Raw genomic sequence first — 25,897 nt, forward strand, 5'->3', positions numbered from 1 at the left:
TTTACGTAGGCCGGACAAGACGAAATCGCTACTGCAATTGAGCGGCAACCAACGGCCAGCGGGTGTCAAAATCATCCGTTGGGCGGTATTTAAATTCGCTACGTACAAACCGGGATAGCATACCTTCGCAGAAAGCCAGTAACTGACTGGCCAGAAGCGTTTCATCCACGGTGTAGCCTTCACCTTCACGCATTCTTTTTTCTCGCAGAACCTGGCGCAACTGCGCTTCAATGCGCTCAAAAAGTTGGTTAATACGACCTTGCAGACGGTCTTGCTCGAACATCAACGCGTGTCCGGTCAGAATTCGCGTCAGGCCCGGATTACGCTCACCAAACCCTAAAATCAGCAGAACGATCAGACGCAGACGCGCGCTGGTGTCCTTTTCATCTTTCAAAATCAGATTGATACGGGTAATCAGACTATCTTCGATAAACTCAATCAGGCTATCGAACATGCGAGTCTTGCTGGGAAAATGGCGATACAATGCCGCTTCGGATACGCCAACTGAGGCTGCCAGCTTTGCTGTGGTGATGCGTTGGCTACCATCGCTGGACTCAAGCATCAGTGCCAGAGACTGAAGTATTTCTTCGCGACGATTCCTTTTCGCAGTTTGCTTTTCTACCATGTTACAAAATACCCCTGAAAATAAGCTCTTGCCAGGCAGGCATCCACACAGCGACCGCAAACTGTTGTTTGCGGTGTGTTATTGCGTTATTACGCTATGGGATACTTTTCTGCGGGTTACTTGCGCCCGGAATGGCCGAAGCCACCTTCGCCACGATCGGTGGCTTCAAACTCTTCCACCAGATTAAATTCAGCCTGCACGACCGGTACAAATACCATCTGCGCGATACGTTCGCCCGGCTCAATAGTGAAGCTGTCCTGACCACGGTTCCAGATGGACACCATCAGTTGGCCCTGGTAGTCGGAATCAATCAAACCAACCAGATTGCCCAGCACGATACCGTGCTTATGGCCCAATCCGGAGCGCGGGAGCATCACCGCTGCCAGAGAAGGATCGGCAATGTGGATAGCTAACCCGGTTGGCACCAGCGTTGTTGCGCCCGGTGCCAGTTCTACGGCGTCATCAAGACAAGCACGCAGGTCAAGTCCGGCAGAACCAGAAGTGGCGTACGTCGGGAGCGGAAATTGTTGCCCTACGCGCGGGTCCAGAATCTTAACGTCGATTTTTTTCATCATAACGGGTCACGATCTCGTCGAGTAATAATTGGCCCAGGAGTTCTTTACGCTCAAGCGGTAAGACTTTGTCTCCATCCTGCCAAAAAAGGTGTAATGCGTTGCTATCGCTGTTAAACCCTTGAGTTGACAGCGAAACGTCGTTCGCACAGATCACATCAAGGTTTTTGCGGATGCGTTTTTGCCGGGCATATTCTTCCACATTATTTGTTTCGGCGGCAAACCCAACGACAAAAGGACGGTTAGCATCCAGTGCGGCAACACCGGCGATAATGTCCGGGTTTTTGACCATTTTTATAGTTAATTCATCACCCTGCGTCGCTTGTTTTTTTATTTTTTCGTGGGCGACAGTTTCAGCGCGATAATCAGCGACTGCAGCGCAGCCGATAAAAATATGCTGTTGTTGCACTGTAGACTGCACAGCGGCTTCCATTTCCAACGCGGTCATCACATCAACCCGCTGAACAAATGGTGGTGTGGATAACGAAACCGGACCCGACACCAGTGTGACGTTTGCCCCGCGCTTTGCTGCAGCGGCCGCGATAGCAAATCCCATCTTCCCGGAGCTATGGTTGGAAATATAACGCACGGGATCAAGCGGTTCACGCGTTGGACCCGCCGTAATCATGATGTTGAGATGTTGCAGATCGTTGACAGGCGAAAAATGTTCTGCCGCCATATCCACAATCGTTAACGGATCCAGCATACGTCCAGGACCGACATCGCCACATGCCTGGCTACCGCTGTCTGGGCCCCAAATGAGCAAACCGCGTGAGGCAAGAATACCCAGATTGTGCTGGGTCGCGGCAGCGCGATACATCTGCTGGTTCATGGCTGGCAGTACAGCAACAGAAGCAGGCGTTGCCAGACAAATCGTTGACACCAGGTCGTTGGCCATACCTGCGGCGACACGAGCAATCAGGTCTGCTGTAGCGGGCGCCAGGATGACCAAATCGGCCCATTTTCCCAGCTCAATGTGGCCCATCGCAGCTTCGGCTGCGGGATCAAGCAGGCTGTCGGAAACGGGATAACCTGAAACTGCCTGTAAACTCAGGGGAGTAATAAATGCTTTTGCCGCTTCGGTCATTGCCACGCGGACGTCAGCGCCGCGTTCCCGTAAACGACGCACCAGCTCAGGGGTTTTGTACGCAGCAATACCGCCACTGACGCCAAGTACGATTTTTTTACCGGCCAGGCTCATCATGATCTTTCCTGTTGGGTTTCACCAGAAGGCGGATATTTTATCACAATACGCAATTTGTCGTGCTTTTGACCGCCTTCTACTTTGCGAGGCACTACGAAGAAGTGAAAACAGCGCGTCGATTCACCGTCGGTGTTATGCCACTATGCGGACGCGAAAGGAGGGAAAAGTATGGACAATACAGGAAGTATGATGCCCAGGGAAAAGCTGTTGGCACAGGGGGCCAGTTCGCTGACCGATGTTGAGTTACTGGCGCTTTTTTTACGTACCGGCATTCAGGGTAAAGATGTGCTTACGCTGGCGAAAGAGATGCTTCAGCATTTTGAGTCGTTGTATGGTTTGTTGTCTGCTGATTACATGGATTTTAGCTATGTTCCGGGAATCGGTATCGCGAAGTATGCACAGTTGAAGGGTATTGCGGAGCTGGCAAGACGCTACTACAACGTGCGAGTGATAGAGGAGCGTGCTCTACTTAGCCCGGAAATGGCGCGTGAATTTCTGCAAAGCCAGCTCTCGCAAGAGGAACGCGAGATCTTTCTGGTGATCTTTATGGATTCTCAACATCAAGTGATTAAACACAGCAAACTTTTTTCCGGGACACTAAGCCACGTCGAGGTACATCCGCGAGAAATTGTCCGCGAAGCGATAAAAATGAATGCTTCCGCCGTGATCCTTGCGCATAATCACCCTTCGGGGTGTGCAGAGCCGAGTAAAGCAGATAAACTCATCACCGAGCGTGTTGTGAAATGCTGTCAGTTCATGGATATCCGGGTGCTTGATCATCTGGTCATTGGGCGCGGAGAGTACGTTTCTTTTGCGGAACGCGGTTGGATTTAACGCACTTTACGCGATCCATCGGGATCTTTGTCTGTTCGGGACTTGAGCATAACGCCGGGTCAGCGTATACTACGCCACCTTTGAGAATCTCGGGTTTGGCATTTGGGCCTGGCAATCGAGAGTTCACTTAGAACTATGCGATGACCGGGCTGTAAAGCCTGACGAGGCGCCGATACCCCATACGAAGCTCGAGCTAATTTGATTTTTGGAGAATAGACATGTCCCGAGTCTGCCAAGTTACTGGCAAGCGTCCGGTGACCGGTAACAACCGTTCCCACGCACTGAACGCGACTAAACGCCGTTTCCTGCCGAACCTGCACTCTCACCGTTTCTGGGTTGAGAGCGAGAAGCGTTTTGTCACCCTGCGCGTATCTGCTAAAGGTATGCGTGTAATTGATAAGAAAGGCATCGAAACAGTTCTGTCTGAACTGCGTGCCCGTGGCGAAAAGTACTAAGTACTAAGAGGAAATAAATCATGGCTAAAGGTATTCGTGAGAAAATCAAGCTGGTTTCTTCTGCTGGTACTGGTCATTTCTATACCACTACGAAGAACAAACGTACTAAGCCGGAAAAACTGGAACTGAAAAAATTCGATCCAGTTGTACGCCAGCACGTACTGTACAAAGAAGCTAAAATCAAATAATTTTAGTTTTGATGTAGCAAAAAACCTCGCCTCGGCGGGGTTTTTTGTTTTCTGGCCGTCCCCATATTAATGAGACCTGATACACCGCCGGAGATACTATGCCTGAATTACCTGAAGTCGAAACCAGTCGCCGTGGGATTGAGCCGCATCTGGTGGGGGCAACGATTATGCACGCGACTGTGCGTAACGGTCGTTTGCGTTGGCCGGTATCAGAGGAAATCTATCGCCTGAGCGATAAACCTGTCCTGAGCGTACAGCGGCGCGCAAAATACCTGCTTCTGGAGCTGCCGGATGGCTGGGTAATCATTCATCTGGGGATGTCGGGTAGTTTGCGTATCCTTCCTGAAGAGCTTCCGGCAGATAAGCACGACCACGTTGACTTAGTGATGAGCAATGGCAAAGTTCTGCGTTATACCGATCCCCGTCGCTTTGGTGCCTGGCTGTGGACTAAAGAGCTGGATGGACATAATGTCCTCGCCCATCTTGGCCCTGAGCCGCTGAGTGACGATTTCAACGCCGGTTATCTACAGCAGAAATGTGCAAAGAAGAAAACGGCGATTAAACCCTGGCTGATGGATAACAAGCTGGTGGTGGGGGTGGGTAATATCTACGCCAGTGAGTCGCTATTTGCGGCTGGTATCCATCCTGACCGTCTGGCGTCATCGCTGTCGCAGGACGAGTGTGAACTGCTGGTACGCGTTATCAAGGCGGTTTTGCTGCGTTCTATCGAGCAGGGCGGGACGACGCTGAAAGACTTTCTGCAAAGTGACGGTAAGCCTGGCTATTTTGCCCAGGAGCTGCAGGTCTATGGGAGAGAAGGTGAACCTTGCCGTGCATGTGGCGCACCGATTGTTGCGACAAAACACGCCCAGCGTACAACGTTCTATTGCCGTCGCTGTCAGAAATAGTGTCATTGCTGGCCGGATGCAGCATCCGGCCAGGCACATTACTTCAACTTACTCATTAACGCCTGATGGACGTTTTCCGGCAGAAAGTGCGTCACATCACCCTGATGGCGGGCGACTTCTTTCACCAGTGACGATGAGATAAATGACCACTCTTTAGACGGCATCAGAAAGACGCTTTCCAGTTGCGGCATTAGGTGGCGGTTCATGTGCGCCAGCTGCATTTCATACTCAAAATCTGCTACCGCGCGTAGGCCTCGGATCAGAATGTTAGCCTGATTATCACGGGCAAAATTTGCCATTAAGTCGCTGAATCCCAGAACTTCCACATTGCCGAGATGCGCCGTTGCCTGTTGCGCCAGCTCGACGCGCTCTTCAAGGGTAAACATCGGTTTTTTACTGGGACTTGCAGCAATCGCCAGGATCACGTGATCGAACATGCTGGTCGCACGCGTCACGATATCAAGATGGCCGTTAGTTATGGGATCAAAGGTTCCTGGATAAATCGCCCGTTTTTGCATGACTTGCCTCAATGCGTTTTGGGTGGCAGATAAGGTTCCAGCAGCTGCAGCAGACGCTGTAACGCGCCCTGATTTTGATACAGAACTTCAACTGCGTGACGGCCATAAAAATTACGATAATCTGCATCGGTCAGTAAAGAAGATACTTCTTTTACCAGCGTAGGTGCGTCGGTGACGGTGATCAATCCGCTTGCCTGTTCGAGGCGGGCGCAAATGTCTTTAAAATTAAACGTATGTGGTCCCATCAGCACTGGAATAGCATGTGCCGCGGCTTCCAGTGGATTGTGCCCACCACGTTCAACCAGTGAACCGCCGACAAAAGCAAGGTCGGCAATGCCATACAGCAACATCAGCTCACCCATGGTATCGCCGATCACAACCTGAGTGCCTGAGGACGGAACTTCACCCGAAGAACGAGTGGTATAACTTAGCCCAGCCTGGCGTACGAGGTTAATTGCATCCGGGAACCGTTCAGGATGTCTGGGAACCAGAATTAGTAAAAGATTCGGGAACTGATTTAATAACGCCTGATGGGCGGCAATGATGATGCTTTCTTCGCCGTCGTGGGTGCTGGTTGCAATCCATACCGGACGGTGAGGAGCCCATTGACGACGTAATGTCACCGCTTTTGCGGCCAGTTGTGGCGTGACGGATATATCAAACTTCAGGCTGCCAGTAACGGTGACCTGATTGCTTCTGGCACCAAGTGTAATAAAACGTGCGCCATCTTCTTCGTTTTGTGCGGCAATTAACGTAATTCGACGCAGTAGTCTGCCAACAAATTTACCTAATTTCGCATAGCCAGCTGCTGAACGAGCAGAAAGACGTGCGTTGGCAATAACCAGAGGAATGTGACGCTTATGGAGTGCCGCGATCAGATTTGGCCACAGCTCGGTTTCCATAATTAACACCAGCTTGGGGTCAACTTTATTCAGAAAACGGTTCAGGGCATCCGGTAAATCGTAAGGCAGATAAATATGCTGAACGTCAGTGCCAAAAGCAGATTGTACGCGCTCGGAACCGGTTGGCGTCATAGTGGTGACCGTGATCGGCAAGTCGGGATAACGGTGACGCAGAGCGCGAACTAATGGGATTGCAGCCAGTGTTTCGCCCACAGAAACCGAATGAAGCATGATCCCGCCGGGTTTTAGCGGGCGGCGATAAAAGCCGTAGCGTTCGCCCCAGCGTTTACGGTAGGCCGGAGCCTTACGTCCGCGCACCCAAAGCCGTATCCAGATCAAAGGCTGAATAAGGTAGAAAAGGGCGGTGTAAAGCAATTCGAGCATAATGGTAGCTGACTTATGAATGTGCTGGGGATTCTATGTATTTAGCTGTGGCTTTACCAATACTTTTCCTATTTTTAAATTAAATAGCGCCCTTTGTGGGAACTGCCAATGGGAACAACATCTTTTGCATCTTTACGTTTTCTGTTGAAATTTTCAGGTTTAGTCGAGATATAGTGCTAAAACTCAAAAACATGTAACATATCAACATATTGATTTAAAAGAATAAAGAACATTATTTGTGCAAAGATTATTCGAGTCGGAACATGGCAAAAGAAGTGATACACTAGCACGTAAAAATCAGTGCGATATCAGTAATCAGGTAGCTGTTGAGCCTGGGGCGGTAGCGTGCTTTTTTCTGCTTAACTTAACCAGACAATCACAACAAAAGAGTCGCTTGTGGAAAAGCAATTTCGAAAAATCCTGGTCATAAAAATGCGTTTTCACGGAGATATGTTGTTAACAACTCCTGTTATTAGTACGCTAAAGCAGAATTATCCTGACGCTAAAATCGATGTGCTGCTTTACCAGGATACGATCCCAATTTTATCTGAAAACCCTGAAATTAATGCACTTTATGGGATCAGTAATAAGGGGGTAAAAACCACAGATAAGATTAAAAATGCCCTTTCGCTGATCAAAACTTTGCGCGCCAACCAGTATGATCTTGTCGTCAATCTCACCGATCAGTGGATGGTTGCAGTCATTGTTCGTTGTCTTTCTGCTCGTGTGAAAATCTCACAGCTTTATGGCCACCGACAGCATGGTTTTTGGAAAAATAGTTTCACACAATTAGCACCTATTCATGGTGCTCATATTGTTGAGCGTAATTTATCTGTGCTGGAGCCTTTAGGTATCACTGATTTTTATCAAGATACTACTATGAGCTATGCTCCCGAGCACTGGCAGAAAATTCATAAAAATTTGGATACCTTGGGAATTAAAGGGCGCTATGTGGTTATTCAGCCAACCGCAAGACAGCAATTTAAATGCTGGGATAACGACAAATTTTCTCGTGTAATTGATGCACTACATCGTCGTGGATACAAGGTTATTCTGACGTCAGGCCCTTCGGCAGATGACCTGGCTTGTGTGGAAGAAATTGCACAGGCATGCGAAACCCGGCCCGTTACGGAACTTGCTGGCAAAACCACTTTCCCCGAGTTGGGAGCATTGATTGACCATGCGGATCTCTTCATTGGCGTCGATTCTGCGCCTGGTCATATTGCTGCAGCGGTAAAAACGCCAGTGATTTGCCTGTTTGGTGCCACCGATCATATTTTCTGGCGTCCCTGGACTGACGATATTATTCAGTTTTGGGCAGGCAATTATCAACCTATGCCACAGAGAAACGAGCTCGATCGGAATAACAGATATCTTTCCGTTATTCCCGCCGAAGATGTGATTGCTGCTACGGAAAAAATGTTACCGCAAAATGTGCAAACCGACATCCGAGATGTACCGCTATGATCGTCGCTTTCTGTTTATATAAATATTTCCCGTTTGGTGGCTTGCAGCGGGATTTTATGCGAATTGCTCAAACTGTTGCCGCCCGCGGACACCACGTTCGGATCTACACTCAGTTTTGGGAAGGGGAATGCCCTGATGTTTTTGAATTGATTCGGGTTCCGGTTAAATCGCGAACGAATCATGGTCGTAATGCTGAGTATTATTCATGGGTACAAGTGCACTTACGTGAACATCCTGTCGATCGCGTTGTGGGGTTTAATAAAATGCCGGGGCTGGACGTTTACTATGCTGCAGACGTCTGCTATGCCGAGAAAGTGGCACAAGAAAAAGGTTTTTTCTACCGTCTAACGTCACGTTATCGTCACTATGCTGCTTTTGAACGCGCGACGTTTGCGCAGGGTAAACCGACACAGCTATTAATGCTAACTGACAAACAGATTGCTGATTTCCAGAAGCATTATCAGACCGAGGCTGGGCGTTTTCATATTCTCCCTCCGGGAATTTATCCGGACAGAAAATATAGCCAACAGATCCCAAATAGCCGTGAAGTTTATCGCCAGAAAAACGGCATAACGGAGCAGCAGAATTTATTGCTGCAGGTGGGGTCTGATTTTACCCGCAAAGGGGTTGACCGTTCTATTGAGGCGTTGGCATCCCTGCCCGAAATGTTGCGGCATAATACGTTGTTGTTCATTGTTGGGCAGGATAAACCGCGAAAATTTGGAGTGTTGGCGGAAAAGCATGGAGTTCAGGCTAATGTCCATTTTTTCTCTGGGCGGAATGATGTCGCAGAATTAATGGCTGCTGCCGATTTGCTCTTGCATCCAGCGTACCAGGAGGCTGCGGGTATTGTGCTTCTGGAGGCAATTACTGCGGGGTTGCCAGTTTTGACATCGTCGGTATGTGGATATGCGCACTATATTGAGGATGCAAATTGTGGTGTGGTAATTGAAGAGCCCTTCCGGCAGGACATGTTAAACAAGGTTTTATGTGAAGCGCTGACGCAACCTTCATTGCGTGCTGCGTGGGCAGAAAATGCACGGCATTATGCGGATACACAGGATTTGTATAGTTTGCCGGAAAAAGCGGCAGACCTCATTACAGGTGGTTTGAATGGTTGAGTTGAAAGAGCCGTTGACCACACTTTGGCGCGGCAAAGATGCTTTTGAGGAAGTCAAAACATTGCAGGGTGAAGTATTCAGAGAGCTGGAAACTCGCCGAACTTTGCGATTTGAACTAGCTGAAAGAAGCTATTTCCTCAAATGGCATCGGGGTACTTCTCTTAAAGAGATCGTGAAAAATCTGCTCTCTTTTCGCATGCCTGTTTTAGGTGCGGATCGAGAGTGGAATGCTATTCACCGGCTTAGTAATTTAGGCGTAGATACGATGCATGGCGTTGGTTTTGGCGAAAAGGGGTTGAATCCTCTGACCAGAACGTCGTTCATTATTACAGAGGATCTGACGCCAACGATTAGTCTGGAAGATTATTGTGCCGATTGGGCGATGAATCCTCCTGATATCAAAGTGAAGCGGATAATTATAAATCGTGTCGCCACGATGGTCCGTAAGATGCACGCAGGAGGGATTAACCATCGTGATTGCTATATTTGTCATTTCCTACTGCATTTACCCTTCACTGGTTATGAGGATGATTTAAAGATTTCTATTATTGACCTGCATCGTGCTCAGATTCGCAGTAAGGTTCCTCGCCGCTGGCGAGATAAAGACCTGATAGGGCTCTATTTTTCATCAATGAATATTGGTTTGACGCAGCGCGATATTTTCCGGTTTATGAAAACTTACTTTGGCATATCTCTAAGAAATGTTCTTTCTCGGGAAGAAAAATTGCTGACCCAAACAGAGATGAAAGCTGAAAAAATTCGTGAACGTACACAACGAAAATCTCTTTAAAATATAATAAACTAACTTTATGAAAATAACATTCGTCGGTGAAGCTGTTTCCGGATTCGGTGGAATGGAGACAGTAATTAAAAATGTCATCAGTACTCTTCAGACCAAATCACAGCCTGATGAGTGCAGTGTTTTCTTTTTTTGTCGAAATGATAAAATGGATAAAAATTGGTTGCGTGGAATTAATGTCGAATACTCTCTCTCCAGGCAAAAAATTTCCTTTTTAAGACGGATGAAACAAGTTTCTGATTTTAAAAAATGGCTTAAAAAAAATAATCCTGATGCTGTTATTTGTATCGATGTTTTATCCTGTCTTCTAGTAAATAAGGCCAGATTGAAGTCAGGGGTAAATTTTAAACTTTTTTCATGGCCACATTTTTCTCTTGATCATAAGAAGTATGCTGAGAACATAGTCTATGCCGATCATCATCTGGCAATCAGTTCTGGTATTAAACGGCAGATTATGGCGAGAGGTGTACCAGAAGACTCGGTCAGTCTCATTTACAATCCAATCGCTAGGAAAGAAGAAACAATTCCATCACCAGGTAAAGAAGATGTAACAACCTTCCTCTATATCGGCCGTATGAAATTTGAAGGACAGAAGCGAATAAAAGATTTACTTGATGGGCTTTCTAATGCGAACGGAAAATGGAAGCTTCATGTCATCGGTGATGGTTCAGATTTTATTAAGTGCCAGAGTTATGCTAAGGAGCTTAAAATTGATAATCATATTACTTGGCACGGTTGGCAATCGGATCCCTGGGCTCTGGTAAAAAATGAGATAAAATATGTTAGTGCATTATTACTAACATCATCCTTTGAAGGATTCCCTATGACATTGCTAGAGGCTATGTCATATGGCATACCATGCATCAGTTCTGATTGTGAGTCTGGTCCTGAAGATATAATAAAGAATGGTATAAATGGTTTTTTATATTCACCGGGTAACCTAACTGAATTTACTATGCTATTAAATAAAATTATTTCTGAACCTCTTACTATATCTGCGAAAGAAATCAAAGAATCAATGTTTGAATTTTATGATTCTGTATATTATAAAAATATGAATGAGACCATCTTATCTGTAGTCCATAAAAGTGAGAAGTAAATCGTATGTGCTTAAATGATAATAGATTTATCCTTTCTCAAATAGATTATAATTATTCTGGATATGATGAGACGGAATGTTTTAATGTCTGTTATGGATTGGACAAAAATTTCTTATTTGGATGTGGTGTATCTATTGCCTCAATTTTGATTAATAATCCACAAGAAAAACTTGCTTTTCATGTATTCACGGACTATTTTTCAACGGATTTTCGTGAAGAATTTGAAATGTTGGCCAAAAAATACAAAACTCGTATTTTTATATACTTAATAAACGGAGATACGCTAAAAACACTCCCTAGTACAAGAAGTTGGTCTTATGCGATCTATTTTCGGTTTATTATTGCTGATTATTTTTCTGATAAACTTGATAGGATTCTGTATCTTGATGCTGATATTGTCTGTAAAGGAAGCATTCAAGAGTTAATTGACTTCAACTTTGATCCTGATGATATTGCTGCTGTTGTTGCTGAGGGCGATGAAAAATGGTGGAAACGGAGGGCAGAGCATTTATCAACACCGGGTCTAGTTGATGGGTATTTTAATTCCGGTTTTCTTTTAATTCAGCCACCTGTTTGGGCTGCTCAAAGAATATCCTCAAATGCTATTGAACTGTTGAATGATCAAGAAATAACGAACAAAATTACACATTTTGATCAGGATGTTTTGAATATTTTGCTAACGGGTAAAATCAAATTTATAGATAGGAAATTTAATACTCAATATAGTATTAACTACGAATTGAAAGACATTACTGTAAACCCGGTACGAAATTCAACTGTGCTTGTACACTATATCGGGCCAACGAAGCCTTGGCATTCATGGGGAGATTATCCTGTCTCAAGTTTTTTCTATCAGGCAAAAGATGCTTCACCGTGGCAGAATACAAAACTTTTTGAACCTCAAAATACAGTGCAAAGTAGGTATGCAGCTAAGCATTTTTTGAAACAGAAAAAATTTACTCAAGCATTTCTCTGTTGGGGAAAATACTATGCCTATAAAGTAAAAGCAATCATCAAGTAATTTGGTAGTCTCAAATCCAACGATTTGCTTGATTTCTTTTGGGTGGAAAATATGGATGTATTAACACAATATATTAAGAAAGAGTATTCATTTACTAATAATAATCTATTACGGGTTCAAGATGGTTACTTTAACATTGCATATGGTACAGATGCTAATTACCAGATGGGAGCTGCAATTTCCATAGCATCTATTCTCGAAAATAATAAAAAAAGAAAACGAAATTATTGTTTCCATGTTTTTACTAATACTATATCAGAAGAATACGCTAGGCGCTTGAAGTTAATTTCGGAGCAGTTTGATGCCGTCATTAATATTTATACGATTGATGAGAGAGTTCTCGGTAAATTGCCAGTAAGTGCAATATGGCCATTGTCAATATATTACCGGTTATTGGCATTTGATTATCTATCTCAAAGTATGAATGCGCTCCTCTATCTTGATTCTGATGTAATTTGTAAAAATGAACTGACAGAGTTAGAGGAGTTGTATTTAGGCGATAAGTTTGCCGCTGTTATCCCTGATATTGAATCTACGCAGAAACGGAACCAGCAGCGATTGAATATTGATTTTCAAGGTAAATATTTTAATTCAGGTGTTATTCTTGCTAACTTGCAGCAGTGGAAAGAAAAAAATATCTCAGATCAAATATTTTCTCTAATTAGAAATGAGGGGAATAATTTAAAATATCCTGATCAAGATGCATTAAATATAATTTTCCGCGGGCGGTTGGTCTATCTCGATAGAATATATAATTCAATTTATCCGTTGAAGTCTGAGTTTGAAAAAAAAGATAAAAGTAATTATAAAAAATACATTACAGAAAAAACCGTCTTTATTCATTATACAGGTGTCACGAAACCATGGCATGAATGGGGAGCATATGACGCCTCAAGTTATTTCCGGACTGTTTATGAGTTAACACCATGGAAAAATGACAGGTATTTGAAGGCAAAGACGAAACCTGAATATAAAGAAGAGTATAAGCACTATATATATCAAAGGAGTTATATAAAAGCTTTATGTTCATTGTTTCTATATCAAAAAATTAAGATTTTTAATTAGGCTGTAATGCAGTGAATACTATACCTATGAATAATAACTTTCCTATTTTTATCATTTCTCTTAAGAATGATGTTGAGCGAAGAGAAAATATCTCGAGGCTTCTTGCCAATGTAAATATTGGCTATGAATTCTTTGATGCAATTGATTACCGGAGCGAATTATTTCAAGATAAAAAAAGGAACGTCCCTATTAACTCAGGGAAAGTATATGGTGAGATGACTGAACCAGAAATGGCTTGTACATTAAGCCATCTCAGTGTGTATCAAAAAATATTAGATAACAATTTCAAGTGGGCTCTTATACTTGAAGATGATGTCTCATTTGATTCCAGGTTGGCTGCTGTGGTACACACACTTTCTCAATCAACGGATATACTTAAGAATGGTTGCTCATATGTACTTGGTGGTCAACAGGGAACTTCTGACCATCAGCTTTTTGGTTTAAGTTTACTTAATGTTTCAAAGATTGGACCTGTTAATTTTCGGAAGGCAACATATAAGAAGCACAAAGTAACGCGGACGTGCTGTTATATTGTTGATAGACAATACTGTCAACGAGCTTTATTATTACTCTCCACCCATGGCTTTTATTTGGTCGATGATAGAAAAATTCTATTAGATAATGGTGTGATGAATGATATTTATTTTTGTGATATAGTTTCTCATCCCTTGGTTAACTCATTGAACTCACATCTGGAAAATAGTCGTATTAATAAAAAAAACCAAACTAAAGTAAAAAAAAGAAACTATTTAATTTCCAAATTGCTATTGTGGCGATATAAGTTTAGGGTGTTACTTGGTTGCTTTATATAATAAAAAGCCAGGATTTTATAATTCTGGCTTTTTTTGTTAGATTTTTTCTTTTTTATTAACTAGTGAGCATATTAATGTTAATGTTAATAACCATGCGAGTGGTACTGGGACTGCGTATGTCAAAATGTCACTTAATCCATATAATACTATTGCCACCACATAAGTATACATCATCGGTATATTTTTCTTGTGTATGAATGTAATTATAGAGATTAAGAATAGGATATTCAATATTACGCCTAACCAACCAGTGGTTGATAGTGTATCAATTATCTGATTATGAAGATGAATGTTAAGAAATAACAGTGCTCCAGATAGTTCCTTATTATTTTCGACAATTTTTTTGATTTTATATCCTCGTTCTTCAAGCGATTGTCCTGTGAAGTTATTGTACGAGGATTCGATACCCGTTTTATACATCGCAAAGCGAGCTCCCACAGACGTCACTGTGTTATTCTCATGGTATTGCTCTATGTCTGACTTTAAATTGTTCACCCTTTCAATAATTGGCTTATATAATAATACACTGGAGAACATCGCAAGTACAATAATAGAGAAGATACTGGTTTTTCTTGCTTTTACACTGTGTCTTTTTAGCTCATTCCAAAAAATAAAGATAATAACTAATGGATATATAATAATTCCTGCTCTTGTGCCTGTTGCAGAAATAGCAATGAAGTTTGCAAAGCTAAAAATTATAAGCAGTGGTAATCTAAATTTTGTGACAAGCGTTGATATCGCGATTAATGCATACAATGAAATAAAAGTAATTGTATATGCTGCACCTGTTGCATTTGGTCCATACGCCAATGATAAAGTTGCTCTGCTTTCATTAAGGATGAAAAATTGATAGTACGCATATACTATATATATCAGATTAACTAATAGAGCGATGAAAAGATGAATATTTTTCATTATCTTTTCTGAGCGATCTCTTATACTGGTCACGACAGGAATTGTAAATGCTGTAAATAACCCTGCCAGACTCCAGTCTCGATAGTTCATATAAGCACCTACATATTCTGAATCTGGTGTTTTATATATCCTGAACCATAAAAATGACAAAATTGACAGGGCTAAGAGACTGAGTGCTATATATCTATGTTCTGATTTTAAATATTTATTTGGCGAAATTATGATAGCTAGTAATGCAATTTCTCCAGCAATTCTTAGCGATTTTAAGGCAAAGCCTTGCTCAAATGGTAAAAGCAATAACGCAAGGAAACATAATCCCATTGTTATTGAATACATTATGCTATCGGCGTTATTTCTATTTATCATAAAAAAGATGATCCACAATTTATTAAATGCATATATTTGTTTTTATTATGTCCAGTATATCTTGAGATGGGATATCTTCAAGGTCATGCGATGATGAAATACATGCTATCTGATTCTTCCCATATCCACCAATCAATCCCGGGTCTGTCGGGCCATACAACGTAATATTGGGGCGATCCAATGCGGCGGTTAAATGGCTGAGACCTGTATCAACCGACACCACAAATTTTGCTCCCGCCAGGATGCGAGCAACCTCTTCCAGACTCATCCGCGGCAGGACATCGACGTAAGGAAAACCTTCCGCCAGCCTTTTGGCGCGCTCTTCTTCATGAGGGGCGCCCCAGGGGAGTTTAATACGGATGCCCGTATTATTTAACAGCCCAATCAGCTCCCGCCAGTTGGCTTCTGGCCAGTGCTTATCATCACGTGTTGTGGCATGCAGAAATACGGCATATTGGCCTGTATCAGCATTACATTCATTCACAAAATGCTGAGCGATAGCGTAATCACCCTGCGATTGCGGTTTGGCATATCCCAGACTTTTGGCGCACAATTCACGCGTACGTTCTACCGCATGCTGCTGTTTAGCAATGTGATGTTTGCGATTATAAAACAGGCTAGCCAGCGGCTCGCGGGCCGTACTCCAGTCCATACCATGCTTGACGCCACGTGCCAGACGCGTCACCAACGCCGCACTTTTAACCAGACCCTGCGCATCAATTATCGCGTCATACTGCTGCAAACGTACCGCATCGCGAAACGCTTTACGCTCGGCTTTAATCGGCGCTGAAAACCAGGCTTTACGCCAGCGGCGAATCGCCACTGGGATGACCCGGTCAACGGCTGCATGCCAGGAAGGGATCTGCGCGAATCCTTCTTCCACCACCCAATCAAATTGAATACCCGGAATAGCCTGCTGCGCATCGGTTAATGCGGGCAACGTATGCAGTACATCGCCCATAGACGACGTTTTAACGATCAGAACCCGCATCCGTCAGGCTTCCTCTTGTAACAACAGGTCGTTGAGTTCTTCCAGTACACGCCGGGGTGTGATGTCAATCAGGCTTTGGTGATAGCCTTCTGCCGCATCGCCCTTGCGCACTTTGTGATAGCCCGTAATCAGACGAATGACCCGCGCTTTGTGCGACAACGGCGGGGTAAAGTCCGGACTACTTGGGCCATACAACGCTACCAGAGGTCGATTCAACGCTGCGGCAACGTGCATTAATCCAGAGTCGTTGGTGACGACCGCTTTGCAGGCGGCAAGCAGAATAACAGCCTGCTCCAGCTGCGTTTCGCCCGCCAGATTACGACACCAGGCCTGCTGCTCAACGCTTAACGTTGCCAGGATTTCATTTCCAGCTTCATGATCTTTTGCCGAGCCAAACAGCACAATCTGATGACCTTCGTCGATCAGCTGTTTTGCCAGTTCAGCATAATGGTAGTGTGGCCAGCGTTTCGCCGGACCAAATTCCGCACCCGGGCAAAAACCGATGATGGGGCGTTCGGCAGAAAGGGAGAACTGGCTACAGGTCAGAGACTTTTCACCTTCGCTGACCTGCAACTGTGGCCACAGCAGAGGTTGCGGCAAATCTTTAGCCGACAGCATGACGCCTTTATCGTAGGCCAGGGCCACATAGCGTTCGACCATCAGCGGCCATGCGTCTTTATCCAGCACGCGCGCATCGTTGAGCAGGCCGTAGCGCATTTCACCACGCCAACCGGTACGATGCGGAATACCTGCAAAAAAGGGCACCAGCGCGGATTTAAACGAGTTAGGCAGCACATAAGCGCGGTCATAGCGCCTCTCACGCAGGCTATGACCGAGCTTACGCCGTTCACCAATTTCCAGAGCGCCATGCCCAAGCGGCATCGCGATCGCTTCATTGACTTCCGGCATCCGCGATAAAAGAGGACGGCACCATGCGGGTGCCATCACGTCGATTATCGCCTGGGGATAGCGCGCCTTGAGCGTGCGATAGAGACTTTGCGACATCATCATGTCGCCCACCCATGACGGGCCAACCACCAGAATCCTCATAGATTGCCTGCCTTAAGCGTCGCGGTTCAGCCAGGCCATATATTCCGTTACGCCTTCGGCGACGGTCTTAAACGGCTTGTCATAGCCCGCTGCGCGCAGGTTGGTCAGGTCTGCCTGAGTAAACGCCTGGTAGCGGCCTTTCAGTTTTTCCGGGAATGGAATGTACTCAATGCTGCCTTTTTTGTGGTACGCCAGCGTTGCGTCAGCAACGGCCTGGAAAGATTCTGCGCGACCGGTACCGAGGTTAAAGATGCCGGATACTCCGTTTTCCAGGAACCACAGGTTTACCGCAGCCACATCGCCAACGTAAACGAAATCACGTTTGAAGTTTTCGCTGCCTTCGAACAGTTTTGGTGTTTCGCCATTGTTAAGCTGGGTATTGAGGTGGAAAGCAACGCTTGCCATGCTGCCTTTGTGGCCTTCACGCGGTCCGTAGACGTTGAAATAGCGGAAGCCAACAATCTGTGAGTTGGCTTCTGGCAGGATCTGACGCACGTACTCGTCGAACAGGAATTTTGAGTAGCCATAGACGTTCAGCGGTTTCTCATATTCACGGGATTCGATGAAATCAGAAGTGCGACCGCCATAGGTGGCGGCAGAGGATGCGTACAGGAACGGGATTTCACGCTCCAGGCAGTAGTGCAGTAGCTCTTTGGAGTATTGATAGTTGTTATCCATCATATACTTGCCGTCCCACTCGGTGGTGGAAGAGCATGCGCCTTCGTGGAAAATAGCTTCGATATCGCCGAAATCTTCCCCGGCCATAATCTGGATCAGGAAGTCTTCCTTGTCCATGTAGTCAGCAATATTCAGATCCACCAGGTTAACAAACTTGGTGCCGTCTTTCAGGTTGTCCACCACCAGGATGTCGGTGATGCCTTTATCATTCAGGGACTTAACGATGTTGCTGCCGATAAAGCCCGCGCCGCCGGTAACGATGATCATAAATGTAACCTTCGAATTATGGAGTCAGAGACAATCTCAGACACGAATACTTTCTATCATATCACTACATGGCTCAGGCTTCAGCCATTCACCGATAAGCCGTGCGGGTACACGTGATTTATGCTTCATTTTGAAGAAGTGATGATGCGTCATCTCGTATCAAAGTATAGCTTTGGGTAATATGTGCTGAAATTTGCCCAGTCTGGAGAATTGAAATGCGTGGGGATTTTTACAAACAGTTAACCAACGATCTCGACACCGCACGTGCGGAAGGATTGTTTAAAGAAGAGCGCATTATTACATCTGCCCAGCAGGCGGATATCACCGTGGCGGACGGAAGCCACGTTATTAACTTTTGTGCGAACAACTATCTGGGACTGGCTAATCATCCAGAACTGATTGCAGCAGCGAAAGCGGGTATGGATTCTCACGGATTTGGTATGGCTTCGGTTCGCTTTATTTGCGGTACCCAGGATAGCCATAAGCAACTGGAGCAAAAACTGGCGGCATTCCTCGGTATGGAAGATGCCATCCTTTACTCTTCCTGCTTCGACGCCAATGGCGGCCTGTTTGAAACGCTGCTGGGCGCAGAAGACGCAATTATTTCCGATGCCCTGAACCACGCTTCTATCATTGATGGCGTTCGTCTGTGTAAAGCAAAACGTTTCCGTTACGCCAACAACGATATGGTGGAACTGGAAGCTCGCCTGAAAGAAGCGCGTGAAGCGGGCGCTCGTCATATCCTGATCGCCACTGATGGCGTGTTCTCTATGGATGGTGTGATCGCTAACCTGAAAGGCGTTTGCGATCTGGCGGATAAATACGACGCGCTGGTCATGGTTGATGATTCCCATGCCGTCGGTTTTGTCGGCGAAAATGGTCGTGGCTCCCATGAATACTGTGACGTGATGGGTCGAGTGGACATCATCACCGGTACGCTGGGTAAAGCACTCGGCGGCGCATCTGGTGGTTACACCGCAGCGCGCAAAGAAGTTGTTGAGTGGCTGCGTCAGCGTTCCCGTCCTTATTTGTTCTCCAACTCACTGGCGCCAGCGATTGTTGCGGCCTCCATTAAAGTGCTGGAAATGGTTGAGGCTGGCAGCGACCTGCGCGACCGCCTGTGGGCGAACGCACGTCAGTTTCGCGAGCAAATGTCTGCCGCTGGCTTTACTCTGGCCGGTGCCGATCACGCGATTATCCCGGTGATGTTGGGTGATGCAGTGATCGCGCAGGACTTTGCTCGTGAACTGCAAAAAGAGGGAATTTACGTTACCGGATTCTTCTATCCGGTGGTTCCAAAAGGCCAGGCGCGTATCCGTACCCAGATGTCTGCGGCGCATACCCCTGAGCAGATTACGCGTGCTGTTGAGGCGTTCACACGCATTGGTAAACAACTGGGCGTTATTGCCTGAGGATGTGAAATGAAAGCGTTATCCAAACTGAAAGCGGAAGAGGGCATTTGGATGACTGACGTTCCTGAACCGGAAGTCGGTCATAACGATTTGCTGATTAAAATCCGTAAAACAGCCATCTGCGGGACTGACGTTCACATTTATAACTGGGATGAATGGTCGCAAAAAACCATCCCAGTACCGATGGTCGTTGGGCATGAATATGTCGGCGAAGTTGTTGGCATCGGTCAGGAAGTTAAAGGCTTTAAAATCGGCGATCGCGTTTCAGGCGAAGGTCATATCACCTGCGGACATTGCCGTAACTGCCGCGGTGGACGTACTCACCTGTGCCGCAATACAACCGGTGTCGGTGTAAACCGTCCAGGCTGCTTTGCGGAGTACCTGGTGATCCCGGCATTTAACGCATTTAAAATCCCGGACAATATCTCCGACGACCTGGCGTCTATCTTCGATCCGTTCGGTAATGCAGTGCACACGGCACTGTCGTTCGATCTGGTTGGGGAAGATGTACTGGTGTCCGGTGCGGGTCCAATCGGTATTATGGCGGCGGCAGTCGCGAAGCACGTTGGCGCACGCCACGTGGTGATCACCGACGTTAATGAGTATCGCCTTGAGCTGGCGCGCAAAATGGGTATCACTCGCGCGGTCAACGTGTCGAAAGAGAATCTGACCGACGTGATGGCTGAACTGGGTATGACCGAAGGGTTTGATGTGGGCCTGGAGATGTCGGGGGCGCCGCCAGCGTTTCGCGCTATGCTGGACACCATGAATCACGGTGGCCGTATTGCTATGCTGGGTATTCCGCCATCTGATATGTCCATCGACTGGACGAAAGTTATCTTTAAAGGACTGTTTATTAAAGGTATCTACGGTCGTGAGATGTTTGAGACATGGTACAAAATGGCTGCACTGATCCAGTCTGGTCTGGATTTGTCGCCGATCATCACCCATCGATTCTCTATCGATGAATTCCAGCAGGGCTTTGACGCGATGCGTTCAGGCCAGTCAGGGAAAGTGATCCTGAGCTGGGATTAACCGTATCCACCCTGTGGATTCTGTGTGTTGTCCCCGGATGTTGATTATCATTAATCATCCGGGGCGTTCTTTGCCTGCACAATCTCTCCCGCCCGGCGCATTTTCCGCTAAAGAATTAATAATTTTTTCTGAAAATCTACCGCTTAATATGCTAAAAAGTGCCGATTACTCTATTGCCTGGCTGGATTTGATATGACCTATATCCCTGGTCTCCTGAGCGTCATTATGCCGCTTTACAACACGGGTGAGCCGTTCATTGCGTGTATGGATTCGCTGATTGCGCAAACCTGGAAGAACCTGGAGATCATCATTGTTAATGATGGCTCTACGGATAACTCTGCGGAGCTTGCTCAGTCTTATGCGGATCGTTATCCACACGTTCATCTGCTGCACCAGCGCAATGGGGGCGTTTCGGCGGCGCGCAATACCGGGATGAAAGTCGCCAGGGGGGAGTACATCGCGTACGTAGACGGCGATGATATTGCCTATCCGGAAATGTATGAAACGCTGATGACTATGGCGCTGAAAGACAACCTGGATGTTGCGCAGTGCAACGCTGATTGGTGTATTGCGGAAACCGGCCACACCTGGGCATCCATTCCTACCGATCGTATTCGTTCTACCGGCGTGATGACCGGGCCAGACTGGTTACGCAAAGCGTTAGCCAGCCGCCGTTGGCGACACGTTGTCTGGATGGGCGTTTATCGTCATCAGACTATCCGCGACGCGGGGCTGACCTTCCTGTCTGGCCTGCATCACCAGGATATTATCTGGACGACGGAGTTTATGTTTAATGCGAAGCGCGCGCGTTACACGGAAATCCCTCTGTATAAATACTTCCTGCACGGCGCATCTGTTAGCCGTCTGCCGCGCACCGGGCTGAAAAATCTCGCTTACCAGCGCCACTACATCAAAATTACCCGTCTGCTGGATAAGATGAATCACGACTACGCCGGGCGTATTCCCATTTACCCGGAATTCAAACAGCAGGTGATTTACGAAGCGCTACGCGTTTGTCATTGCATACGTAAAGAGCCAGACGAGAAAATCCGCCAGCGCATGATTGCTGAAGTATTCGTGTCGGGTATGTTCAAGCGTATGGTAAGCAATATTTGCAGCGTTAAGCTGGGTTATCAGGTGCTGTTGTGGGCCATCCGCTTTAGCCAGTGGCGCGATAAAGCACTGACGCCGCGCCGCCTGGCTCATTTAACGCTGGATAGCAAAGACTGATTATTGCCAGCCCTGCCACTGCAGGCGCATATACTGCACCAGCGTGCTTTGGGTAATGCTTTCGCCGAGCACGCTGAAGAAGCGGCTGGCGTACACTGGCTCTAACGGCTGCTTCGGTTTGCATAATTTCACCCCGCGGAAAGGATTACGCGGCGCATCAGGTGTACCGTTCTTCGGTGGCGTGAGGTTTGGTCTGGAGGTATCCACCTGCGGTTCATTGAGCAGGCTGCTTGGGCGAACCAACGTGATGTCGGCTGGCAGGCTATACAGCATCTGCTGCAGGACACGAACCGTAGACGGGTGAGGGTGGCCAATGGCGATTGCGGAACCGTTGCGGCGCGCCAGCTCGACGGCACGATTAAACTGACGGCGAATATCGGCTTCGTTTTGCGTGTCATCCAGGAAGACTTTGCGTTTGATGACTTTCACACCGGTCCCTGACGCTGCGCGCATTGCCTGGCTGTTACCAATGGTCATGCTGTCCAGGAAGTAGAGATCGTAGCGCTCCAGCGCCTGCATCACCTTCTGCATGCCAAACAGGCTGGAGGTCATCGCGCTGCCCATATGGTTGTTCAGACCGACCGCATTCGGTACTTTGCTTACCGCGTCGCGAATAATTCGCTCAATCTCTTCGCTGCTCATTTCAGGGCGTAAAGTATCTTTCTCTAACGGCTGCTTGCTCAGCGGTGCCATTGGCAGATGGATTAAGACTTCATGCCCGCTGTTATGCGCTTTGATTGCCATTTCACGCGCATGTGGGGCGTTAGGCAGAACGGCAACGGAGATGGTAGAAGGCATCGCCAGTACCTGGTTTTCAGTGTGTGGGCGATAGCCGAAATCATCAATGACGATGGCGAGTTTGCCAGCAAAAACAGGTGTTGCGAAGGCCAGCAGGCTGGCGAGAGAGAGTAGTAGACGACGAAATTGTTGTGGCAAAACTTATCTTCCCAACCACGGCTGTGGATTGACCGCCTGACCCTGGCGACGAATTTCGAAATAGAGTGCCGGCCTGCCCTGACCGCCGCTGCTACCCACTAGTGCTATAGGCTGCCCGGCGCGAACCTGCGTACCGACGCTGACCAGTGCGCTCTGGTTATAACCGTACAGGCTCATATCGCCTTTACCGTGCTCAACGACGACCACCAGGCCATAGCCCTGCAACCAGTCCGCCAGAATGACGCGACCATCGGCAATGGCTTTAACTTCGGTGCCTTCGGATGCGCCAATAACCATCCCCTTCCAACGTAGCTCACCCTGCAGTTGTTCGCCATAACGATGTAAGGTTGGACCCCGAACGGGCCAGAATGCCTGGCCGCGTGGCGAACCCAAACCGCCGGTACGTGACATCAGAGATTTTTCACTTTCGGTCGGTTTGTAGGTTGAGCCTTTCCGTGATGCATCCTGTTGCTTATCGCGTACGGCCTGCGCCTCGCGGGCTTCACGTTCCGCGCGTGCTTTGGCTGCGGCTTCGGCGCGAGCAATGCTGTTGCGCAGGCGCGATTCGTTGGCGCGCATTTCGCCTAGCTGCTGCTGACCCTGTTGAATCGATGATTCCAGACTCGAAAGCGTTTTCTGGCGTTCGTTACGTGCCTGTTCCAGCTTAGCCTGCTGAGCGCGCTGTTCGTACAGTAGCGTCTGCTGTTCGCTTTGCTTATCTTCTAGCTCGGCTTTTTGCGAGTCGACTTCTTCGCGGGTTTGTTTCAACTGCGCGATAGTTTCTTGCCTCGCCTGGTTCAGGTAGCCGAAATAGGCCTGCAGGCGCTGTCCGCGCTGGCTTTCTTCGCCGCTAAGGATGAGCTGAATACCGGTGTGTTCACCCTGGCGAAACGCGGCGTCTAACTGGGCTGCCAGACTGCGCTCTTGCGCTGCTCGTTGCTTTTCCAGCTTCGCGAGTGCTGCGTTCATCTCTGCGATTTGCGCGTTCAGCTGTGCCAGTGAGTTCTGCGTTTCGCGTAACTGCCTTGCGGCAACGGCGATGGCTTGTTCCTGAACTTTAAGCTGAGCGAGGAGAGTGGAACGTTGTTGTTGCTGTTGGCGTACCGCGCGTTCTTTTGCCGCGATATCGGCCTGAATAGATTTGAGCTGGTCGCGTTCGTCCGCGTGGGCGGAAAAGGCGCACAGCAATACGCCAGCGCTAAGCGCGCTGGCGTAGAACAAGGGCCTGACTGAAAACTTACGCGGTTTCACGGCCCGAGTGATGGTATTAATCGCCTTTCCCCTCATGGGGAGGGATTATTCCACGATGAACAGCGGCTTACCAGTCATCTCTTGCGGGATTTCCATACCCATCAGCGTCAGCATCGTCGGGGCGATATCAGAAAGTTTGCCGCCTTCGACTGCTTTGACGTTCTTACCACCGACATAAATCAGCGGAACGGGCAGGTTGGTATGTGCAGTATGTGCCTGACCGGTGGACGGATCGCGCATCTGCTCTGCGTTACCGTGGTCTGCGGTGATCAGCAACTGGCCGCCAACGGACTCAACCGCTTTAGTCACCTGCTCAACGCAGTGATCCAGCGCTTCAACCGCTTTAACCGCTGCTTCCATCACCCCGGTGTGACCAACCATGTCGCCGTTCGGGTAGTTACAAATGATGGTGTCGTATTTACCGCTCTCAATCGCTGCAACCAGCTTCTCGGTCAGTTCAGCAGAGCTCATTTCCGGTTGCAGATCGTAGGTCGCAACTTTCGGAGAGTTGATCAGGATGCGGTCTTCGCCTTTGAACGGCTCTTCTACGCCGCCGTTGAAGAAGAAGGTCACGTGCGCATATTTTTCAGTTTCGGAAATACGCAGCTGCGTTTTTTCGTTCTTCGCCATCCACTCACCAAAGGTGTTGGCCAGAGATGCTGGTGGGTAAGCAACCGCAGTTTTGATGTCTGCCGCGTATTCGGTCAGCATCACAAAGTTGAGGTTAACGACTTTCTTACGGGCGAAGCCGTCGAAATCAGCGTTAACAAACGCACGGGTGATTTCACGCGCACGGTCAGCACGGAAGTTCATGAAAATCAGCGTATCGCCATCTTCCATAGCAGCATCTGCCTGACCTTCGGCACGGATCACGGTGGCTTTAACGAATTCGTCGTTTTCGTCGCGGGCATAAGCAGCCTGCAGACCTTCAACCGCCGTAGCGAACTGGAACTCGCCCTTCGCCAGCGTCATCAGATCGTAAGCCTGTTCTACGCGATCCCAACGGTTGTCGCGGTCCATAGCGTAGTAACGACCGATGATGGACGCTACGCGGCCTTTGCCCAGCGCGGCAAATTTCTCTTCGAATTTCTGCAGTGAATGTTCAGCGCTGCGCGGCGGAGTATCACGACCATCAAGGAAAGCGTGCAGATAGATTTTATCAGCGCCGCGTTCAGCGGCCATTTCTACCATCGCCATGATGTGATCTTCGTGGCTGTGAACGCCGCCAGCAGAGAGCAGACCCATGATGTGTACCGCTTTCCCGGCATTTTTTGCCTGGTCGACCGCATCGGTCAGCACCGGGTTAGCGAAGAAAGTACGTTCTTTGATTTCAACGTCCAGACGGGTAAGGTCCTGATACACGATACGGCCCGCGCCCAGGTTGACGTGACCCACTTCGGAGTTGCCCATCTGGCGATCGGGCAGGCCGACTTCCAGACCGGACGCATCAATCAGGGTATGCGGACGTTTTGCCCACAGCGCATCCATTACCGGGGTTTTAGCACTAAAAATGGCGTTATCCTGGCTGTCTTCGCGATAGCCGTAGCCATCCAGAATCACCAGTACCATAGGTTTTTTAGAAACCGACATTGCGACAACCTCACACTCAAGAGATAAAAAATAATTGCGTAATTTTACTACAGCTGAATCGATAAAGTAGCCCCCGAAGATCAAATAATGGGGGATCGCGTGCTAAGGGGAACACCGATTTACATTTTTTTTTCCGTAGCGCCCCGCAAAAATGCAATCCAATGCACGCTCTGGCTGTATTTGCGCCAACGCGCAGGTATA

26 protein-coding genes are annotated in these 25,897 nt (G+C 47.4%); 14 read left to right on the top strand and 12 right to left on the bottom strand.

Annotated elements, in window-relative coordinates; all coding sequences use genetic code 11:
- Positions 1 to 28: 28 nt before the first annotated feature.
- The 3 genes from slmA to coaBC all read right to left on the bottom strand — a co-directional run bounded on the left by slmA (position 29) and on the right by coaBC (position 2,398).
- Positions 29 to 625, bottom strand: a complete 597-nt coding sequence (gene slmA / locus OGV85_RS02355; RefSeq protein ID WP_003024060.1) for a nucleoid occlusion factor SlmA — start codon at positions 623 to 625, stop codon at positions 29 to 31.
- Between the two features lie 116 nt (positions 626 to 741).
- Complete coding sequence (gene dut / locus OGV85_RS02360) at positions 742 to 1,200, bottom strand: dUTP diphosphatase (protein ID WP_006687626.1); 459 nt, start codon at positions 1,198 to 1,200, stop codon at positions 742 to 744.
- On the bottom strand, positions 1,178 to 2,398 hold the full coding sequence (coaBC, locus tag OGV85_RS02365) for a bifunctional phosphopantothenoylcysteine decarboxylase/phosphopantothenate--cysteine ligase CoaBC (RefSeq protein WP_156485336.1): 1,221 nt from the start codon (positions 2,396 to 2,398) through the stop codon (positions 1,178 to 1,180). Before coaBC ends, dut begins: the two co-directional genes overlap by 23 nt.
- Positions 2,399 to 2,569: 171 nt before the next feature.
- On the opposite strand from coaBC, the gene radC reads away from it, so the two are divergent.
- The 4 genes from radC (at position 2,570) to mutM (ending at position 4,786) form a co-directional block, all read left to right on the top strand.
- Entirely contained in the window at positions 2,570 to 3,235 is a 666-nt protein-coding gene (radC, locus tag OGV85_RS02370) for a RadC family protein (RefSeq protein WP_003837605.1), read from the top strand.
- Between the two features lie 218 nt (positions 3,236 to 3,453).
- Complete coding sequence (rpmB, locus tag OGV85_RS02375) at positions 3,454 to 3,690, top strand: 50S ribosomal protein L28 (protein WP_003024071.1); 237 nt, start codon at positions 3,454 to 3,456, stop codon at positions 3,688 to 3,690.
- Positions 3,691 to 3,710: 20 nt separating this feature from the next.
- The gene (gene rpmG, locus OGV85_RS02380; RefSeq protein WP_003024094.1) at positions 3,711 to 3,878 is read left to right on the top strand and encodes a 50S ribosomal protein L33; all 168 of its coding nucleotides are present in this window, start codon (positions 3,711 to 3,713) and stop codon (positions 3,876 to 3,878) included.
- Between the two features lie 98 nt (positions 3,879 to 3,976).
- Positions 3,977 to 4,786 carry a bifunctional DNA-formamidopyrimidine glycosylase/DNA-(apurinic or apyrimidinic site) lyase gene (gene mutM, locus OGV85_RS02385; RefSeq protein WP_003024097.1) on the top strand — a complete coding sequence of 270 codons (810 nt, stop codon included), beginning with the start codon at positions 3,977 to 3,979 and terminating at the stop codon, positions 4,784 to 4,786.
- Between the two features lie 38 nt (positions 4,787 to 4,824).
- Here mutM and coaD read toward each other — a convergent pair whose 3' ends face one another.
- Positions 4,825 to 5,304 carry a pantetheine-phosphate adenylyltransferase gene (coaD, locus tag OGV85_RS02390; protein ID WP_003024099.1) on the bottom strand — a complete coding sequence of 160 codons (480 nt, stop codon included), beginning with the start codon at positions 5,302 to 5,304 and terminating at the stop codon, positions 4,825 to 4,827.
- A gap of 8 nt (positions 5,305 to 5,312) precedes the next feature.
- The gene (gene waaA, locus OGV85_RS02395) at positions 5,313 to 6,590 is read right to left on the bottom strand and encodes a lipid IV(A) 3-deoxy-D-manno-octulosonic acid transferase (protein ID WP_003837609.1); all 1,278 of its coding nucleotides are present in this window, start codon (positions 6,588 to 6,590) and stop codon (positions 5,313 to 5,315) included.
- Between the two features lie 396 nt (positions 6,591 to 6,986).
- On the opposite strand from waaA, the gene rfaQ reads away from it, so the two are divergent.
- The 7 genes from rfaQ to OGV85_RS02430 are packed head-to-tail and all read left to right on the top strand — an operon-like array spanning position 6,987 to position 13,975.
- Complete coding sequence (gene rfaQ / locus OGV85_RS02400; protein WP_008321754.1) at positions 6,987 to 8,057, top strand: lipopolysaccharide core heptosyltransferase RfaQ; 1,071 nt, start codon at positions 6,987 to 6,989, stop codon at positions 8,055 to 8,057.
- Entirely contained in the window at positions 8,054 to 9,178 is a 1,125-nt protein-coding gene (locus OGV85_RS02405; RefSeq protein ID WP_061547431.1) for a glycosyltransferase family 4 protein, read from the top strand. Before rfaQ ends, OGV85_RS02405 begins: the two co-directional genes overlap by 4 nt.
- Complete coding sequence (gene rfaP / locus OGV85_RS02410; RefSeq protein ID WP_003024109.1) at positions 9,171 to 9,968, top strand: lipopolysaccharide core heptose(I) kinase RfaP; 798 nt, start codon at positions 9,171 to 9,173, stop codon at positions 9,966 to 9,968. Before OGV85_RS02405 ends, rfaP begins: the two co-directional genes overlap by 8 nt.
- Before the next feature lie 19 nt (positions 9,969 to 9,987).
- Positions 9,988 to 11,076: a lipopolysaccharide 1,6-galactosyltransferase gene (gene waaB / locus OGV85_RS02415; protein WP_032932753.1), complete on the top strand. Its 1,089-nt coding sequence runs from the start codon at positions 9,988 to 9,990 to the stop codon at positions 11,074 to 11,076.
- Between the two features lie 5 nt (positions 11,077 to 11,081).
- Entirely contained in the window at positions 11,082 to 12,098 is a 1,017-nt protein-coding gene (gene waaO, locus OGV85_RS02420; protein ID WP_003024113.1) for a lipopolysaccharide 3-alpha-galactosyltransferase, read from the top strand.
- Positions 12,099 to 12,149: 51 nt separating this feature from the next.
- Positions 12,150 to 13,163 carry a glycosyltransferase family 8 protein gene (locus tag OGV85_RS02425; RefSeq protein ID WP_061547432.1) on the top strand — a complete coding sequence of 338 codons (1,014 nt, stop codon included), beginning with the start codon at positions 12,150 to 12,152 and terminating at the stop codon, positions 13,161 to 13,163.
- A 26-nt stretch (positions 13,164 to 13,189) separates the two neighbouring features.
- Positions 13,190 to 13,975: a glycosyltransferase family 25 protein gene (locus OGV85_RS02430; protein ID WP_181522683.1), complete on the top strand. Its 786-nt coding sequence runs from the start codon at positions 13,190 to 13,192 to the stop codon at positions 13,973 to 13,975.
- A 36-nt stretch (positions 13,976 to 14,011) separates the two neighbouring features.
- Here the strand turns inward: OGV85_RS02430 and OGV85_RS02435 are convergent, their stop codons facing one another.
- Genes OGV85_RS02435 through rfaD form a run of 4 tightly spaced genes read right to left on the bottom strand, consistent with a single transcriptional unit; the run spans position 14,012 to position 18,242 of the window.
- Complete coding sequence (locus OGV85_RS02435) at positions 14,012 to 15,256, bottom strand: O-antigen ligase family protein (RefSeq protein WP_061547434.1); 1,245 nt, start codon at positions 15,254 to 15,256, stop codon at positions 14,012 to 14,014.
- 22 nt (positions 15,257 to 15,278) lie between these two features.
- Positions 15,279 to 16,247 carry a lipopolysaccharide heptosyltransferase RfaC gene (rfaC, locus tag OGV85_RS02440; RefSeq protein WP_061547435.1) on the bottom strand — a complete coding sequence of 323 codons (969 nt, stop codon included), beginning with the start codon at positions 16,245 to 16,247 and terminating at the stop codon, positions 15,279 to 15,281.
- A 3-nt stretch (positions 16,248 to 16,250) separates the two neighbouring features.
- Positions 16,251 to 17,297: an ADP-heptose--LPS heptosyltransferase RfaF gene (rfaF, locus tag OGV85_RS02445; RefSeq protein WP_061547436.1), complete on the bottom strand. Its 1,047-nt coding sequence runs from the start codon at positions 17,295 to 17,297 to the stop codon at positions 16,251 to 16,253.
- A gap of 12 nt (positions 17,298 to 17,309) precedes the next feature.
- On the bottom strand, positions 17,310 to 18,242 hold the full coding sequence (rfaD, locus tag OGV85_RS02450; RefSeq protein WP_003827312.1) for an ADP-glyceromanno-heptose 6-epimerase: 933 nt from the start codon (positions 18,240 to 18,242) through the stop codon (positions 17,310 to 17,312).
- 215 nt (positions 18,243 to 18,457) lie between these two features.
- Between rfaD and kbl the strand changes: the two genes are divergently transcribed.
- The 3 genes from kbl (at position 18,458) to OGV85_RS02465 (ending at position 21,919) form a co-directional block, all read left to right on the top strand.
- Complete coding sequence (kbl, locus tag OGV85_RS02455) at positions 18,458 to 19,654, top strand: glycine C-acetyltransferase (RefSeq protein WP_003837635.1); 1,197 nt, start codon at positions 18,458 to 18,460, stop codon at positions 19,652 to 19,654.
- A 9-nt stretch (positions 19,655 to 19,663) separates the two neighbouring features.
- Positions 19,664 to 20,689: an L-threonine 3-dehydrogenase gene (gene tdh / locus OGV85_RS02460; RefSeq protein WP_003024132.1), complete on the top strand. Its 1,026-nt coding sequence runs from the start codon at positions 19,664 to 19,666 to the stop codon at positions 20,687 to 20,689.
- 192 nt (positions 20,690 to 20,881) lie between these two features.
- The gene (locus tag OGV85_RS02465; protein ID WP_003844540.1) at positions 20,882 to 21,919 is read left to right on the top strand and encodes a glycosyltransferase; all 1,038 of its coding nucleotides are present in this window, start codon (positions 20,882 to 20,884) and stop codon (positions 21,917 to 21,919) included.
- On the opposite strand, the gene OGV85_RS02470 is transcribed toward OGV85_RS02465, so the two are convergent.
- From OGV85_RS02470 to gpmM, 3 genes are read right to left on the bottom strand one after another with little or no spacing between them, the layout of a single operon-like run.
- Entirely contained in the window at positions 21,920 to 22,855 is a 936-nt protein-coding gene (locus OGV85_RS02470) for a divergent polysaccharide deacetylase family protein (RefSeq protein ID WP_003024138.1), read from the bottom strand.
- A gap of 3 nt (positions 22,856 to 22,858) precedes the next feature.
- On the bottom strand, positions 22,859 to 24,118 hold the full coding sequence (envC, locus tag OGV85_RS02475; protein ID WP_231877174.1) for a murein hydrolase activator EnvC: 1,260 nt from the start codon (positions 24,116 to 24,118) through the stop codon (positions 22,859 to 22,861).
- Between the two features lie 33 nt (positions 24,119 to 24,151).
- Entirely contained in the window at positions 24,152 to 25,696 is a 1,545-nt protein-coding gene (gene gpmM / locus OGV85_RS02480) for a 2,3-bisphosphoglycerate-independent phosphoglycerate mutase (RefSeq protein WP_032950516.1), read from the bottom strand.
- Positions 25,697 to 25,897 lie beyond the last annotated feature (201 nt).

Source organism: Citrobacter sp. Cf132 (assembly GCF_030333885.1).
GTDB classification, from domain to species: Bacteria; Pseudomonadota; Gammaproteobacteria; order Enterobacterales; family Enterobacteriaceae; genus Citrobacter; species Citrobacter freundii.